Below are 15,261 nucleotides of genomic sequence, written 5' to 3'. Positions count from 1 at the left end.
GAGATTTTACCTGAAGCAATGCCAACACTGCGCGTACCGCACGCCGATAGACAGCATTATTTGTGCCGCCGCGCGGACATAGCGCGCCGCATCAGCGCTGCTCGATGCGCGCCTCGGACAGCGCCCCTTCCAGCGCCTGCACTTCATCCTCCTGCAAGGCCAGCAAGGCATTCAAATCGCCTTGCAATTTGTACATCCTTTTCAGCTGCGCCATGCCGCGCCTGCGCAGCTTGCCCGGCACGCCCGGACGCAGCAGGCAAGACTTCAACTGTTCGGCCAGTTCGCCCGCCTGCGCATACTGTTCGCGCTCGATCATGCCTTGCAGCATAGAAATCATGCTGGCCAGGGTCTCCGGCTCGGCCCCTTCGTGCCCGTTGGCGCGGCCGGCCAGGATGGTTTCCTGCAAATGCCGCGCGCCGTCCAGCACGCTGTCCGCATGTCCCGTGACGGGTGCGTTCAAGAGCCGGTCACTGCCGCTGAGGACGGCGTCTTCCAGCAGGCGCGCCGCCGCGCTGTCGCCCTGCTGCTGCAAGGTGCCGGCCAGTTGCGTCTTGCTGTGCAAGGTATCGAGGTGGTCTTCGCCCAGCAGGCGCGCATGCACTTCCAGCACCTGCTCCTGCACGCTGCGCGCCGCATCGAGTTCACCGCGCCGCAGCAGCGCCTCGGCCAGCTTGCGCTGGCTCATCAGGGTTTCCGGATGATCGAGCCCGTGCGTGCGCTCGCGCGCCGCCACCTGGTCTTCATGCAACTGGCGCGCGCCGGCCCAGTCGCCCTGCCCGGCGACGATGTCGGCCAGCAAATCGCGCGTGGCCAGGGTGGCCGCATGGTCGCTGCCCAGGCGCCGCTCCTGCGCCTGCAGCACGGCAGCGAACAGGCGCCGCGCCCCTTCCAGGTCGCCTTCGCGCCCCAGCGCCTGCGCCAGGGCCAGCTTGCTGCGCAAGGTATCGCCATGCTCGGCGCCAAACAGGCGCTCGCGCGCCGCCACCACCGTGGCCAGCACTTGCTGCGCCTGCGCCAGCCGGCCCATGCGCAGCAAGGTGGCGGCGCGGCCATCCATCGCTTCCAGGGTCAGCGGATGCTCGCCGCCCAGCTGGCGCGCGTAGCTTGCCAGCACCGCATCCTGCAGCAGCAGCGCCGCCGCCAGTTCACCCTGCAGCAACAGGGTTTTCGCCAGGCAGGCCCGGGCGGCCAGGGTATCGGGATGTTCGCTGCCCAGCACCCGTTCGCGCACGTCGAGCACGTCCTCTTCCAGGAAGCGTGCTTCCTCGAGCTTGCCCAGCTGGCGCAACAGGCGCGCCATGCCGCTCTTGCACGCCAGGCTGTCGGGATGTTCCTCGCCCAGCAGGCGCACGCGGATCTCGACGCTTTGACGGAAGGCATCAAGCGCCTGCCCGCTGCGCCCATCCTTGCGGTACAGCTCGCCCAGGCGCGCCAGGTCGCGCGCCAGCGGCAGGGCCACGGCGCGGCCCGGTTCGGCCTGCAAGGCCTGGCGCGCTTCGCTGATGGCGCCCAGCAAGGCGATTTCACGGCTCGATTGCCATGGGAAGTAGCCGCCCGTCAGCCAGTGCAAAAAGGCTTCGAAGGTGCGCGTGAGGGAAAAGCGGTCGCCGCCCTGATCGATGCGCACGGCCAATTGCTCGCCGTAGGCAAAGGTTTTCGTCTGCTGCAGCTGGACTTCGTCGAAATAACTGTCGAGGGCGATCTGCGGCAAGCCGTAGGAAGTGCGCAGCAGGCGCTCGAACATGGGCTGGAAACCGGCGATGCCCTTGTGCACATCGCCGCGGCGCCACTCGGCGCGCTGCGCCCCGTCGCCCATTTCTATGCGCGAGGGCAAGGGGTACACGAGCAGCGGGCGCTGTTCGTCTTCATGGCTGCGGCGGTATTCGATGGCCCGCGTGACAAGCGCGTCGACGCCTTCCAGGCTTTGCCGGTTCGGCGTGAAGACCACCACCAGCTTTTTCGGCAGCAAGGTGGTGCAGATGCCCGCGCTGTCCGTGCGGCCCGTGCGCGAATCGACCAGCACGTAACGGAAATGCTGGGCCAGGGTATCGGCGAAGCAGCGGAACAGGGCCGGGCAGCTGTCGAACAGCTGATCCCAGCGCATCTGCGCCAGGCGCTCGCTGTAGCTGGCGTCGAAGCGCCCCGCGCGCATCAGGTACAGCGGACTGCCCTGATCGACGCGCACCACGTACTGCTGCCAGTCGATGGCGTCGAGCACGCGCTGGGCCAGCGCCGCGTCCTCGCGCCCCCCATCTTCCCGCCCCCTGGCCTGCGCACCGGCGCGCGCACCCGCCGTTTCCAGGCTGATGCGTTCGAGCTGCTGGCGGCACGCCTCGAAGAACTCGAGCACGCCCGGTCGCTCCTCGTGCTGTTCGAAATAATGGTGCAGGCCCGGCGCTTCCATGTCCCAGTCCAGCATCAGCACGGGCACGCTGGCGTTTTCGCGGCGCGCCAGCAGCACGGCAATGTTCGACAGGGCCATGGTGCGGCCGGTACCGCCCTTGTAGGAGTAGAAGGTGACGACTTCGCCAGGGGCGCTCAAAGGCGGCAGGGAGAGGCGTTGGCATTCCATGACAGGACCTTTTACGTGATTAACGTGGAAAGTGGGGAGGCGGAATGGCGCGCCATTCCGGCGGAATAGCGGGCAACACGAAACGGCTGCAATCGTGGCCGGGCGGTGTTGACCGCTTGAGCAAGTGGTAATGCGTGGCGATGCGCTGCACGATGCGTTCGATGTCGGGCAGGTATTGCGGATTCGATTTCAGGTCGCCGCTGGCCAGGGTATAGCCGGAAAAGTCCACGTACAGGCCCGATTCCGTGATTTGCGGCGGCAAGCCGTCCGGATGGCGCGTCATGATGATGGGAATGATCAGGTGGCTGGGCAAGTCGTACCAGGCGCGCCGCTCCTGCTCGATCAGTTGCATGGCGGCAAATTCGCGCCGCGTGTAGCCGTGCGCTTCATATTTCGGCGTGTACAGCACGATCATGCACACGCTCTGGCACATGGCGCGCGCCACGCGCAAGTCGATATCGTCGCCGCCCCCCAGTTGCTCGCTATCGATGAACAGGACTTCCTCGCGGTCCAGGTGCGGTTCCAGATAGCAAGCCAACGCCTCGATGAGGTCATTCTTGAACTTGTTCATGAACGCATATTGGCCGTGCGCGTAGCTCAAGAAACAGCCGTAGCGGATCTCCATGGCATCCCCCTGTTCCCCGTGCGGCCCTGCCATCGCCGCGCCTTGACCCTGCAAGGCATGAGCTCACTGTAGACCGCTCGGCAACAAGCCTGTTTGCGCTGGCGCAAAGATGTGTCTGGCGTCCTGGACATGAGGAAAAATGCCAGAAACTGGCACGATCGCGCCGATTTCTGGCATGCCGGGCGCGCAAGCGGGCGCCGCGCGAAAAACGCCATGTGATTGATAACAAAGGGAAATACGCCGGCGCGCGGATGGCGCCGGCAGGCAGGACTTAAGCGAGGACTTAGGCGCCCCTGGCGGGCAGGTTGCGGAAGAACTCCACCACTTCGGCGGTGTCGCGCGTGCGCTTGAACGGCGGCAGACTTTGCCAGATACGCTTGCCGTACGGCTTGGAAATGAGGCGCGGATCGCAGATCATCAGCACGCCCCGGTCGCCCTCGTCACGGATCAGGCGGCCCGCGCCCTGCTTCAGGTTGATGATGGCTTCCGGCAGCGAATGGTGCATGAAGCCGTTCTTGCCCTGCTTTTCCATCACTTCGATGCGCGCCGCCAGCACGGGATCGTCGGGCGGCGCGAACGGCAGCTTGTCGATGATCACCAGGGACAGCGCGTCGCCGCGCACGTCGACGCCTTCCCAGAAACTCTGGCTGCCGATCAGCACGCCATTGCCGGCCGCGCGGAACTGGTCCAGCAATTCCGTACGGCCCTTTTCTCCCTGCACGAACAGGGGGAAGTTCAGGCCCCGCTGCTTGAATTCGTCGGCCAGGCGCTCGGCCGCGCGCTTGACGGCGCGCAAGGTGGTGCACAGGAAGAAAGTGCGCCCGCCCGCCGCCTCGATGATGGGCAAGGCGCAGTCGATGACGGCGTCCGTGTAGCCCAGCGAGTTCGGTTGCGGCAGGTTTTGCGGGACGAACAGCAAACCTTGCTGGCCATAGTCGAACGGCGACGGCCACGTATGCGACGGTTCGCCCGTCAAGCCCATCTGTTCAGAAAAATGCTTGAAGTCGTTTTTCACGGCCAGGGTGGCGGACGTGAAAATCCAGCTGCGCGGCGTGCCTTCGCGCTGGTTGTTGAAGATGGGCGCGATCGACAATGGTGTTTTATGTAATTGCAAGGAGCTGGAAAACGCTTCCACCCAGAATACGGCTTCTTCGCCGGCCGCAACCTTGGCCTTCGGATCGAACTTCCAGCCGCTCAGCTGCTGCGCCAGTTCGACGCCGCGCACGCGGCACTGCTCCAGCGTTTCCGCCCGTTCCGCCTGGGTTTCCAGCACGGCGACCATGCCGTCGAGCTCATCCTTGAGGGTGTCGAGCGCGGGGAAAAAGTCGCTCGACGGGGCGATCTGCGGCAAGGACAGGCGCACGATATCCTGCGGGAAGGTCAGGCGCAGGTCGCGCGCCGCCTTTTCCACCACCGTGACGGTCTTGGCCCAGTCGATGCCGCGCGCATGCGCGAGGCCCTCGGCCAGCACGTCGCGGCACAGTTCCAGGATTTGCGACGTCGACACCGTATTGCCAAAAAATAAAGTGGCGGTATCGGGCAGCTGGTGCGCCTCATCGAAGATGATGGTGTTGGCCGAGGGCAGCAATTCCGCCACGCCCGTATCCTTCAGGGCCACGTCGGCAAAGAACAAGTGATGGTTGACCACCACCACGTCGGCCTGCTGGGCTTCCTTGCGGGCCTTCATGACGAAGCAATCCTGGTAATACTGGCACTCGGCGCCCATGCAGGTGTCGCGCGTGGACGTCACCAGATTCCAGATCATGGCGTTTTCCGGCACCTTGGTCAGCTCGGCCTTGTCGCCCGAGCTGGTCATCTTGATGAAGCGCGAAATTTCGCGCAGGTGGCCCACGTCGTCGCGCGACGTCATGCGCCCGTTTTGCAGGGTGCGTTCCAGGTGATAGTGGCAGACGTAGTTCGAGCGCCCCTTCAGCAAGGCGACGGACACGGGCGCCTGCAGCGCGGCGCGCACGGTGGGGATATCGCGCAGGAATAGCTGATCCTGCAAGTTTTTGGTACCGGTGGACACAATGGTCTTGCCGCCCCACATCAGGGCCGGCACCAGGTAGGCGAAGGTCTTGCCCGTGCCCGTGCCCGCCTCGGCGATCAGGGTCGTCTGGCTGTCGATGGCGCTGGCGATGGCTTTCGCCATTTCCGTTTGCGAGCGGCGCGGCTTGTAGCTGCCCACGGCCGGACCGAGCGGGCCGCCGGCGCCAAACAGGCGCTCGATGTCGGCATCGTGCTTGCCAGGCGGCGCCTGGAGCTCGGCGGGCAGACTGGCTGGCAGATCGGCAGGCTGGCCATCTGGGCTTGCGGGCAATAAATTGTGATCGGTCAAAATATACTTAGGTGAAGGCTGGACTGGACGCTACTGGCGCCCCTCAGGCGGGAACGTCGGGCACCAACTGCATTTTCAGCAAGGTGATGTGATCCTTCAATTGCAATTTGCGTTTTTTCAGGCGGCGCAGTTGCAGCTCGTCATGGTGGCCATCGAGTATCAGCAACTCGATGACGGCATCGAGGTCGCGGTGTTCCACGTTGAGTTCAATCAGGCGCCGCTCTATTTGCTGTGCATCGCTCATGTGTTGCGTTCCAGGCAGTGTTGGTAACGGTGTTGGGAAACCGGCGCGCGCAGCGTACGCAGGCAGCCAGTGGGCGTAGTTTAACCTGCCGCGCGGCTTAGGGCACGCCCTTTCCGGCCTGCCCCCTGCGCGGCAGCGTTATTTGGCCGGCGGCACAGGCACAGGTACAGCAACGGCCGGCGTGCTGGCAGCGGCGGCCGCCGCCTTGGCAGCCTTGGCCTGCGCCTCGGCCTGGCGCTCGGCCAGGCGTTGCGCCACCCGTTTCTGGCGCGCCACGGCGTCAGCCTGTTTTTTCGAATAGGCTGCTTCGCGGGCGGCGCGGCGCGGGGCCTCGGCAGCGTCGGCGGCGGCCTGTTTCGCCACCTTCGCCGCGTGCTCAGCCTCGCGCTCGGCCACGCTCTTGCCTTCCGGCTTGGGCGGCGCCGGCTCGGGCGCGACCACTTTCACGGGCTTGGGCAAGGCCGCGGCACGCTGTTCGGCGTCCAGGCGCGCACTTTCCTGCGTCCGGGCCAGGTCGATATCGCGCAGACGCACGGACTCGGCGCGCTTGAAGTAATTCGCTTCCGCTTCGACGGCGCGCAGGCGCACGAGGATCAGGCGGCGCTTTTCCTTGGCCTTGTCCAGGCAGTTATTCACGAAAAACTTGTCGTAGCACTCCAGTTCGCGCGTGGCAAACTCGTTTTCCGCTGCCGCGCGCTCGCTGGCGACCAGCTTCAGCTTGGCGTCCGCCTCGTCCACCGACAAGGTGGCGGGCACCTGCGGCGCGCCGACCTCATCCAACGCCGCGGCACCCTGGTGCGCGCAGGCGGACAACGCCAGGACCAGGCCCAGCGCCGCACCCAGCTTGTATAGTGTATTTGCCATCATGTTCCTTATCCCTGCCTCAAACGATCGCGTCGGCCGCGCCGCGCTGTTCTTTTTCCATGTATTCGCGCGATTGCATCTCGATGATACGCGAAACGGTGCGGTGAAACTCGTTGGCCAGCATGCCGTTCGTGTACAGCTCATCAGGCGCCACTTCGGCCGACATGATCAGCTTGACCTTCTGGTCATAAAACACGTCGATCAGCCAGGTAAAGCGGCGCGCTTCGGACGACTGCGCCGCCGACATGGCCGGTATGCCGGACAATATCACCGTATGGAAGCGGCTGGCGATTTCCAGGTAATCATTTTGCGAGCGGGGACCGCCGCACAGGGTGGCGAAATCGAACCAGATGATGCCGCCGGCGCGGCGCAGGCAATGGATTTCGCGGCTCTCGATGCGGATGCGCGCGTCTTCGTCTGCCGTCTCGGCGATGCGCGTGTAAGCGTCGCGCAAAGCCTTGTCGGTCTCGGCGCCCAGCGGCGTGTAGTAACTTTCTACCTGTTCCAGCGCGCGGCCGCGGTAATCGACGCCCGCGTCGACGTTCATCACGTCGAGCTTCTCCTTGAGCAGCGCGATGGTCGGCAGCATGCGGTCGCGGTGCAGGCCGTCCGGATACAGCAGGTCCGGGTCGTAATTCGAAGTCATGATGAAGGACACGCCGTTGGCGAACAGGGCCGACAGCAGGTTGTACAGGATCATCGCGTCGGCGATGTCGGAGACGTGGAATTCATCGAAACAGATCAAACGGTATTTCTTGGCGATGCGCTTGGCCACCTCGTCGAGCGGGTCGGCCACGCCTTTCAATTCATCGAGCTGCTGATGCACGCCGCGCATGAATTCGTGGAAGTGCAGGCGCGTCTTGCGTACCAGGGGCACGACCGAGTAAAAACTGTCCATCAGGAACGATTTGCCGCGCCCCACCCCACCCCACATGTACACGCCTTTCGGCACGGCAGGACGGTTCAGCAGGCGCTTGAAGGTGCTCGAGCGCTGGCCCTTGTAGGCCACCCACTCGTCATAGCACAGCTGCAGGCGGTCGACCGCGCGCCGCTGGGCGGCATCGGCCTTGAAATCACGCTTCTGCAGCGCGTGCTGGTAAAACTCTTCTACGTTCATGGGATTCGCTTTAACGCACAGGGGCGCCGGCGGAAAAAATCCGCGAGCGCCCCCGTAGGACTAACTACAATTAAAAGTTCAACGTACGCTTGTCAACCGCCAGTGCCGCTTCCTTGGTCGCTTCCGACAGGGATGGGTGAGCGTGGCAAATGCGCGCGATGTCTTCGGCCGAAGCCTTGAATTCCATCGCCACGACGGCTTCGGAAATCAGTTCGGAGGCCATCGGGCCGACGATGTGCACGCCGAGGATTTCATCGGTCGTCGCATCGGCCAGGAATTTCACCATGCCCGAGGTGTCGCCCAGCGCGCGCGCACGGCCGTTGGCCATGAACGGGAAGGTACCGGCCTTGTAGGCGATGCCTTCGGCCTTCAGGGTTTGCTCGGTCTTGCCGACCCACGCGATTTCCGGCGAGGTGTAGATCACCCAGGGAATCGTGTTGAAGTTGGTGTGACCGTGCTGGCCGGCGATACGCTCGGCCACGGCAACGCCTTCTTCTTCCGCCTTGTGCGCCAGCATCGGGCCGCGCACGACGTCGCCCACTGCCCACACGTTCGGCAGGTTGGTCTTGCAGTCGCCGTCGACGGCGATGAAGCCGCGCTCGTCCAGCTGCAGGCCGACCTTGTCGGCACCCAGGCCATTCGTGTTCGGCGTACGGCCGATCGAGATGATCAGCTTGTCGAACACGGCTTTTTGCGCTTCGCCCTTGGCGTCCACGAATTCCACGGTGACGTCTTTCTTGCCTGGCGTGATCGCACCGATCTTGCAACCGAGGTTGATCTTCAAGCCTTGCTTGGTGAACAGCTTCGACGCTTCCTTGGCGATCTGCTCGTCGACAGCGCCCAGGAAGACCGGCAGGCCTTCCAGCACGGTGACGTCGGAACCCAGGCGGCGCCAGACGCTGCCCATTTCCAGGCCGATCACGCCGGCGCCGATGACGCCCAGCTTGGCTGGTACCGCGTCGATGGCCAGTGCGCCCGTGTTCGACAGGATCAATTTCTCGTCGAAAGGTGCGCCCGGCAGTTCGCGCGCGTTCGAACCCGTGGCGATGACCACGTGCTTGGCCGTCAGGGTTTCGTTGGCTTCGCCCGTCACGCTGATGTCATACGTGCCAGCGGCGGCGGCAGCGAAAGCGGCGCGGCCGTGGAAGAAGGCGATCTTGTTCTTCTTGAACAGGTACAGGATGCCGTCGTTGTTTTGCTTGACGACGGTGTCTTTGCGCTTGAGCATCTGGCCCAGGTTCAGCTTCAGGCCGGCGACGTCGATGCCGTGCTCGGCGAAGCTGTGGCCCGCGTGTTCGAAATGCTCGGACGATTGCAGCAGCGCTTTCGACGGGATGCAGCCGACGTTGGTGCAGGTACCGCCTGGCGCGGCGCCGCCCTTGGCGTTCGACCACTCGTCGACGCAAGCGACGGAAAAGCCCAGCTGCGCTGCGCGGATGGCGGCGATGTAGCCGCCAGGGCCCGCACCGATGACAACTACGTCAAATTGTTTAGTACTCATGTTTTGTTATTCCAATCTCTTCGTCTGGTACGAAAATCCACAATAGAAGGTAAATCACCACGCCGAAGCCGAAGGTCAATGTAAACAGGACGAAGACGAGACGCCAGATCCACGCTTCCATGCCGGAAGCGCGACCCAGGCCGCCGCAGACGCCGCCGAGCCAGCGGTCGTTGCGCGACCGGCGCAGGCGGTTGAATTCCTGCACCAGGTCGTTCGCGGGGCCGGAGGCGGCGCCGGACGCGTTGTCCGGCTTGTCCAGGTTGATATTGCTCAGGAGCTTGGCTTTCGCTTGCGCGAATTCCGCGTCGCTCAGGGCACCTGCCAGGTGCAACTCGTGCAGACGCTTGATTTCTTCAGAGACGTTCATGGGAATCCTCTTTCATTGAGATCAGCCAGCTGCGTCTTCTGGCAAGGGGTATCAGCTACATTGCCCCGGCGGCTACGCCGGGGGACTACAGTGCTTACAGGTCCAGCAGCAGGCGTGCAGGATCTTCCAGCGCTTCTTTCATCGCCACCAGGCCCAGGACGGCTTCGCGGCCGTCGATGATGCGGTGGTCGTAGGACATGGCCAGGTAGTTCATCGGACGCACCACGATCTGGCCGTTTTCGACAACTGCGCGGTCCTTGGTCGCATGCACGCCCAGGATGGCCGATTGCGGCGGGTTGATGATCGGGGTCGACAGCATGGAGCCGAAGGTGCCGCCGTTCGAGATCGAGAACGTGCCGCCCGTCAGGTCGTCCAGGGTCAGCTTGCCTTCCTTGGCTTTCGCGCCGAATTCACCGATTTTTTTCTCGATGTCGGCGATCGACAACTGGTCCGCATTGCGGATGATAGGCACGACCAGGCCGCGTGGCGAACCGACAGCGATGCCGATGTCGAAGTAGCCGTGGTAAACGATGTCGTTGCCGTCAACGGAAGCATTGATGATCGGGTACTTTTTCAGGGCAGCGACGGCGGCCTTGACGAAGAAGGACATGAAGCCCAGCTTGACGCCGTGCTCTTTCTCGAACTTGTCCTTGTACTTGTTGCGCAGGTCGATGACCGGCTGCATGTTCACTTCATTGAACGTGGTCAGGATGGCGTTCGTCGATTGCGATTGCAGCAGGCGCTCGGCGATACGTGCGCGCAGGCGGCTCATCGGCACGCGCTCTTCAGGGCGGTCGCCCAGGCTGGCGGCCGACGGCGTGGCAACTTGTTGCAGCGCTGGCTTGGCAGCGGCTGGCGCCAGTGGCGCGACAGCTGGCTTGGCGGAAGCGGCCAGGGCGTCGCCCTTGGTCACGCGGCCGTCTTTGCCCGAACCGGCGACGTCGCCAGCGGACAGGCCTTTTTCGGACAGGATCTTGGCGGCGGCAGGCATGGCGACATCGCCTTTGGTCGCAGCGGCTGGCGCGGACGCGGTAGCGGCCTCTTGTGCGGCAGCAGCCAGGGCTGGTGCAGGCACGGCCGACACTTCCATCGGGCTGACCTTGGCCGAGCCGTCGGTGTCGATGATGGCGATGACTTCGCCGGCGACGACGGTAGCGCCGTCAGCCTTGATAATTTGAACGATCACGCCAGCAGCTGGCGCCGGCAGTTCCAGCACCACTTTATCGGTTTCGATATCGATCATGTTTTCGTCGCGCGCAACTGCTTCGCCGACTTTCTTGTGCCATGCCAGCAGGGTCGCTTCTGCAACCGATTCCGACAACTGGGGAACTTTGACTTCGATTTGTGCCATGTAAAACTCCGTTTATTTTGTTATTGCGGCGCCGCCCCTGCGTAGCAAGGGCGGCGCTCCGTCACGATGTATGCGAACAGGCGCCATGCATGCGCATGGCACCCGCTATCCTGCCACTTACTTGGTCAGGATAAAACCCTTCAGCTTCGAGAATGCCGTTTCCAGCAGATCTTTTTGCTGGGCGTAGTGCTTGTCATAGTAACCGACAGCAGGCGACGCCGAAGCAGGACGGCCGGCGTAAGCCAGACGCTGACCCGATTCCAGGCCTTCGAAGATGTTGTGCTGGATCTGGAACCAGGCGCCCTGGTTTTGCGGCTCGTCCTGCGCCCAGACGACTTCGACCAGGTTCGGGAACTTCTTCAGTTCGGCAGCGAACGACTTGTGCGGGAACGGATACAGCTGTTCCAGGCGCACGATGGCCGTGTCGGTCTGGCCGCGTGTCTTGCGTGCGTTGACCAGGTCGTAGTAGACCTTGCCCGAGCAGGCGACCACGCGCTTGACTTTCTTGGCGTCGATTTTGTCGTCGACTTCGCCGATGACGGTCTGGAAACCGCCCTTGGCCAGGTCGGTCAGCGGCGAACCGGCATCCTTGTTGCGCAACAGCGACTTCGGCGTCAGGATGACCAGCGGCTTGCGGAACTGGCGCACCATCTGGCGGCGCAGCAAATGGAAGATCTGCGAAGCCGTCGTCGGCTGCACCACTTGCATGTTGTTGTCTGCGCACAGCTGCAGGAAGCGTTCCGGACGCGCGGACGAGTGCTCAGGACCCTGGCCTTCGTAACCGTGCGGCAGCATCATGACCAGGCCCGAAGCGCGGCCCCACTTCACTTCGCCGGAGCTGATGAATTGGTCGATCACCACTTGCGCGCCGTTGGCGAAGTCGCCGAACTGGGCTTCCCAGATCGTCAGGGTGTTCGGTTCAGCGGTCGAGTAGCCGTATTCGAAGGCCAATACGGCTTCTTCGGACAGCACCGAGTCGATGACGGTGAACGGCGCCTGGTTGTCCGACACGTTTTGCAGCGGAATGTAGGTACCTGCATCCCAACGCTCGCGGTTTTGGTCATGCAGGACGGCGTGGCGGTGCACGAAGGTGCCGCGGCCGGCGTCCTGGCCCGTCAGGCGGATGGCGTAGCCGGACGATACCAGCGAAGCGTAGGCCAGGTGTTCGCCCATGCCCCAGTCGAGGTTCATTTCGCCACGGCCCATGGTGCCGCGGTCGCCCAGTACTTTTTCAACCAGCGAGTGAACCTTGAAGTCTTCCGGCACGGTGGTGATGCGGGTAGCCAGGCGTTTCAGTTCCGTCATCGGCACGGCGGTGTCGGCCGAATCGGTCCATTTCTTGTTCAGGAACGGCAGCCAGTCGACGGCGTACTTGTTCTTGAAGTTCGAGATGACCGGATCGACGGTGTGCTTGCCGGCGTCCATGGCGTCGCGGAAAGCGGCCACCATCTTGTCGCCGCCATCGGCAGGAATCACGCCTTGCGCTACCAGCTTGTCCGCGTACAGCTTGCGGGTGCCTGGATGCTGGCCGATCTTCTTGTACATCAGTGGCTGCGTCAGTGCCGGCGTATCTTGCTCGTTGTGGCCAAGCTTGCGGTAGCAGATGATGTCGAGGACGATGTCCTTCTTGAATTCCATGCGGTAGTCGAGCGCGATCTGCGTCGCCAGCACCACGGCTTCCGGATCATCGGCATTGATGTGCAGGACCGGTGCTTCGATCATCTTGACGACGTCCGAGCAGTACAGGGTCGAGCGGGCATCGCGCGGATCCGAGGTGGTGAAACCGATCTGGTTGTTGATCACGATATGCACCGTGCCGCCGGTATGGTAGCCACGGGTTTGCGCCAGATTCAGCGTTTCCATGACCACGCCCTGGCCGGCGAAAGCGGCATCGCCGTGCACCAGGATAGGCAGCACTTGGGCGCCTTGCGCGTCGCCGCGGCGATCCATGCGGGCCTTGACGGAACCTTCGACCACAGGGTTGACGATTTCCAGGTGCGACGGGTTGAACGCCAGCGACAGGTGGACCGGGCCGCCTGCGGTGGAGATGTCCGACGAGAAGCCTTGATGGTACTTCACGTCGCCGGCAGGCAGGTCGTCGCCATGCTTGCCTTCGAATTCTTCGAACAGTTCCTGCGGCGCCTTGCCCAGGGTGTTCACCAGCACGTTCAGGCGGCCGCGGTGGGCCATGCCGATCACGATTTCCTGCACGCCTTTTTCGCCGGCGCGCTGGATGGTTTCATCCATCGAGGCGATGAAGGTTTCGCCGCCTTCCAGGGAGAAGCGCTTCTGGCCCACGTAGCGGGTGTGCAGATAGCGTTCCAGGCCTTCAGCCGCGGTCAGGCGGTCGAGGATGTGGATTTTTTTCTCTGGGGTGAAATTCGGGGTGGAGCGGATCGCTTCCAGTTTCTCCTGCAGCCAGCGCTTTTCGGCCGGGTCGGAGATGTACATGAATTCGGCGCCGATCGAACGCGTGTAGGTATCGCGCAGATAGTTCAGCAGATCGCGCAGGGTGGCGGTCTCGGGGCCAAAATAGGTATTGCTGATGTTGAACACGGTGTCCATGTCCGCATCGGTGAAACCGTAGAAGCTCGGCTCCAGTTCCGGGATCATCGGACGTTCCTGGCGTTGCAGCGGATCCAGGTTGGCCCAGTGCGAACCGAGATAGCGATAAGCGGCGATCAGTTGCGTGGCGGCGACGCGCTTGCGGCCCATTTCAGCATCGAAGGAAGCGGTCACGGTGCGGATAGGACCAGCTTTTGCGCGCTCGGCGAACGAGGCGACGACGGAGGCATGCGCCACGTCAGGCTTGTTGGTGCCATCGACGGCAGGCACGTGCTGCATTGCGTCGAAGTAGGAACGCCAGTTATCGGGTACCGAGCCTGGGTTGTTCAGATACGCCTCGTACAGGTCTTCCACGTACGGAGCATTCCCACCGAACAGGTAGGAGTTGGTCGTTAATTGCTGCATATATTGCTCACCTTTCTTCGCGCTTCGCGAGGAATTAGCGGGTTAATCTAACCTTCCGCGACACGGCCTGACCGGTTAGCGGATTGCACATCAAGTTGTGGGGAAGGGCTTTTTTATTGCACCAGCATTCTGCATACCGTCATTTAGAATAGCACGCGGTATTGTAACGCAACAACCGCTAGTTGAATTTTATTTGGCAAGCAAATGTAAGCTGTGTTGTTGATTTTCCCGGGCTTGCAAGCCTGTCACTGTTGCGCTTACAGCACATCGGCAGCCCTGCCGGCGTGCCGCTTGCGTCCAACTGGTCTGCCCGGCAAAGGCGCGGCCGCGATGGCCGCCAGCCAATCGGGATCGCCGGCAAACCAGTCCACCAGGAAGTCGAGCATGGTGCGCAGCAGGGGCGACATGTGCTGCCGCGAGGTGTAGATGCCGTAGATGCCCATGTCCTGCGGCTGGTACGCGGGCAGGAGCTCCACCAGCTGCCCGCTGGCGATCAGCGGCGCGGCCGAATAGCGCGGCTGCATGGCGATGCCCGCCCCCGCCACCGTCGCCACCAGCAGGACCAGCGACTCATTCGCCGACAGGCGGCCGCTCACGGGGACAGTGAGCGCTTCCCCGTCGTGCGTGAACTGCCACAGGCTCTTGCCGAAATACGTGTACGTCAGGCAGTTGTGCAGGGCCAGGTCTTCCGCCCGGCGCGGCGTGCCGTGCGCGGCCAGATACGATGGTGCGGCGCACACCACCGAGGCGCAGCTGGCCAGCTGACGCGCGATCAGGTTCGGCTCGAGCGCGTTCGTGATGCGGATCGCCAGGTCGATGCGCTGCTCCACCAGATTGACGGCGCGGTTCTCCATCTGCAGGTCGACGGCGGCGCGCGGGTAGCGCCGCAGGTAAGCGGTCACTGCGCCGGCCAGCGCCGTCTGCGCCAGCGATTGCGAGCAGGTGATGCGCAGCAAGCCGTGCGGCGTGTCGAGGCCCTCGGGCGAGGTGACGGCCATGGCGCCGGCCACTTCCAGCATCTGCCGGCAGCGCGCCAGGGTGGCCTCGCCCGCATCCGTCAGGCTCAAACGGCGCGTGGTGCGATGCAGCAAGCGCGCCCCCGCCCACTGCTCCATCTCGGCCAGGTAGCGCGTCACCATGGCGCGCGACATGTCGAGCGCGTCGCTGGCAGCCACCATGCTGCCACGCTCGGCGATGGCGACAAACACTTGTGCGGCGGTGATGCGGTCCATCTGCGACTCTCCATTGATTCGTTCGATTCATGCAACTAAGTATTGCAATCTACCCTATTTCCCGTGCCTGGTCGAAAGGA

11 protein-coding genes are annotated in these 15,261 nt (G+C 63.4%); all 11 read right to left on the bottom strand.

Annotation, left to right across the window (positions count from 1 at the left end; translation table 11 throughout):
- Positions 1-91: 91 nt before the first annotated feature.
- Positions 92-2,572 carry a tetratricopeptide repeat protein gene (locus NCG91_RS16950; RefSeq protein ID WP_251350501.1) on the bottom strand — a complete coding sequence of 827 codons (2,481 nt, stop codon included), beginning with the start codon at positions 2,570-2,572 and terminating at the stop codon, positions 92-94.
- 19 nt (positions 2,573-2,591) lie between these two features.
- The gene (locus NCG91_RS16945; protein ID WP_035820738.1) at positions 2,592-3,197 is read right to left on the bottom strand and encodes a toll/interleukin-1 receptor domain-containing protein; all 606 of its coding nucleotides are present in this window, start codon (positions 3,195-3,197) and stop codon (positions 2,592-2,594) included.
- Between the two features lie 283 nt (positions 3,198-3,480).
- A complete protein-coding gene (yoaA, locus tag NCG91_RS16940; protein WP_370385278.1) occupies positions 3,481-5,517 on the bottom strand; it encodes a DNA repair helicase YoaA in 2,037 nt (678 codons plus the stop codon).
- A 61-nt stretch (positions 5,518-5,578) separates the two neighbouring features.
- Complete coding sequence (locus NCG91_RS16935) at positions 5,579-5,779, bottom strand: YdcH family protein (protein WP_034752051.1); 201 nt, start codon at positions 5,777-5,779, stop codon at positions 5,579-5,581.
- 138 nt (positions 5,780-5,917) lie between these two features.
- A complete protein-coding gene (locus NCG91_RS16930; protein WP_251350500.1) occupies positions 5,918-6,643 on the bottom strand; it encodes a hypothetical protein in 726 nt (241 codons plus the stop codon).
- A 19-nt stretch (positions 6,644-6,662) separates the two neighbouring features.
- The gene (gene zapE, locus NCG91_RS16925) at positions 6,663-7,760 is read right to left on the bottom strand and encodes a cell division protein ZapE (protein ID WP_251350499.1); all 1,098 of its coding nucleotides are present in this window, start codon (positions 7,758-7,760) and stop codon (positions 6,663-6,665) included.
- Positions 7,761-7,830: 70 nt separating this feature from the next.
- Entirely contained in the window at positions 7,831-9,261 is a 1,431-nt protein-coding gene (lpdA, locus tag NCG91_RS16920; protein ID WP_034752057.1) for a dihydrolipoyl dehydrogenase, read from the bottom strand.
- A complete protein-coding gene (locus NCG91_RS16915) occupies positions 9,251-9,628 on the bottom strand; it encodes a PspC domain-containing protein (RefSeq protein WP_077407361.1) in 378 nt (125 codons plus the stop codon). The genes lpdA and NCG91_RS16915 overlap by 11 nt, the downstream gene beginning before the upstream one ends.
- A gap of 94 nt (positions 9,629-9,722) precedes the next feature.
- Complete coding sequence (gene odhB, locus NCG91_RS16910; protein WP_251350497.1) at positions 9,723-10,979, bottom strand: 2-oxoglutarate dehydrogenase complex dihydrolipoyllysine-residue succinyltransferase; 1,257 nt, start codon at positions 10,977-10,979, stop codon at positions 9,723-9,725.
- Positions 10,980-11,096: 117 nt separating this feature from the next.
- Positions 11,097-13,949, bottom strand: coding sequence for a 2-oxoglutarate dehydrogenase E1 component (locus NCG91_RS16905; RefSeq protein WP_034789088.1), 2,853 nt, complete (start codon positions 13,947-13,949; stop codon positions 11,097-11,099).
- Between the two features lie 257 nt (positions 13,950-14,206).
- On the bottom strand, positions 14,207-15,181 hold the full coding sequence (locus NCG91_RS16900) for a LysR family transcriptional regulator (RefSeq protein ID WP_251350495.1): 975 nt from the start codon (positions 15,179-15,181) through the stop codon (positions 14,207-14,209).
- Between the last annotated feature and the right edge of the window lie 80 nt (positions 15,182-15,261).

It is taken from the genome of Janthinobacterium kumbetense (genome assembly GCF_023703445.1).
Classification (GTDB): domain Bacteria; phylum Pseudomonadota; class Gammaproteobacteria; order Burkholderiales; family Burkholderiaceae_D; genus Janthinobacterium; species Janthinobacterium kumbetense.
Note: the sequence above shows the minus strand (reverse complement) of the source record. Positions and strands in the feature narration are given on the sequence as shown.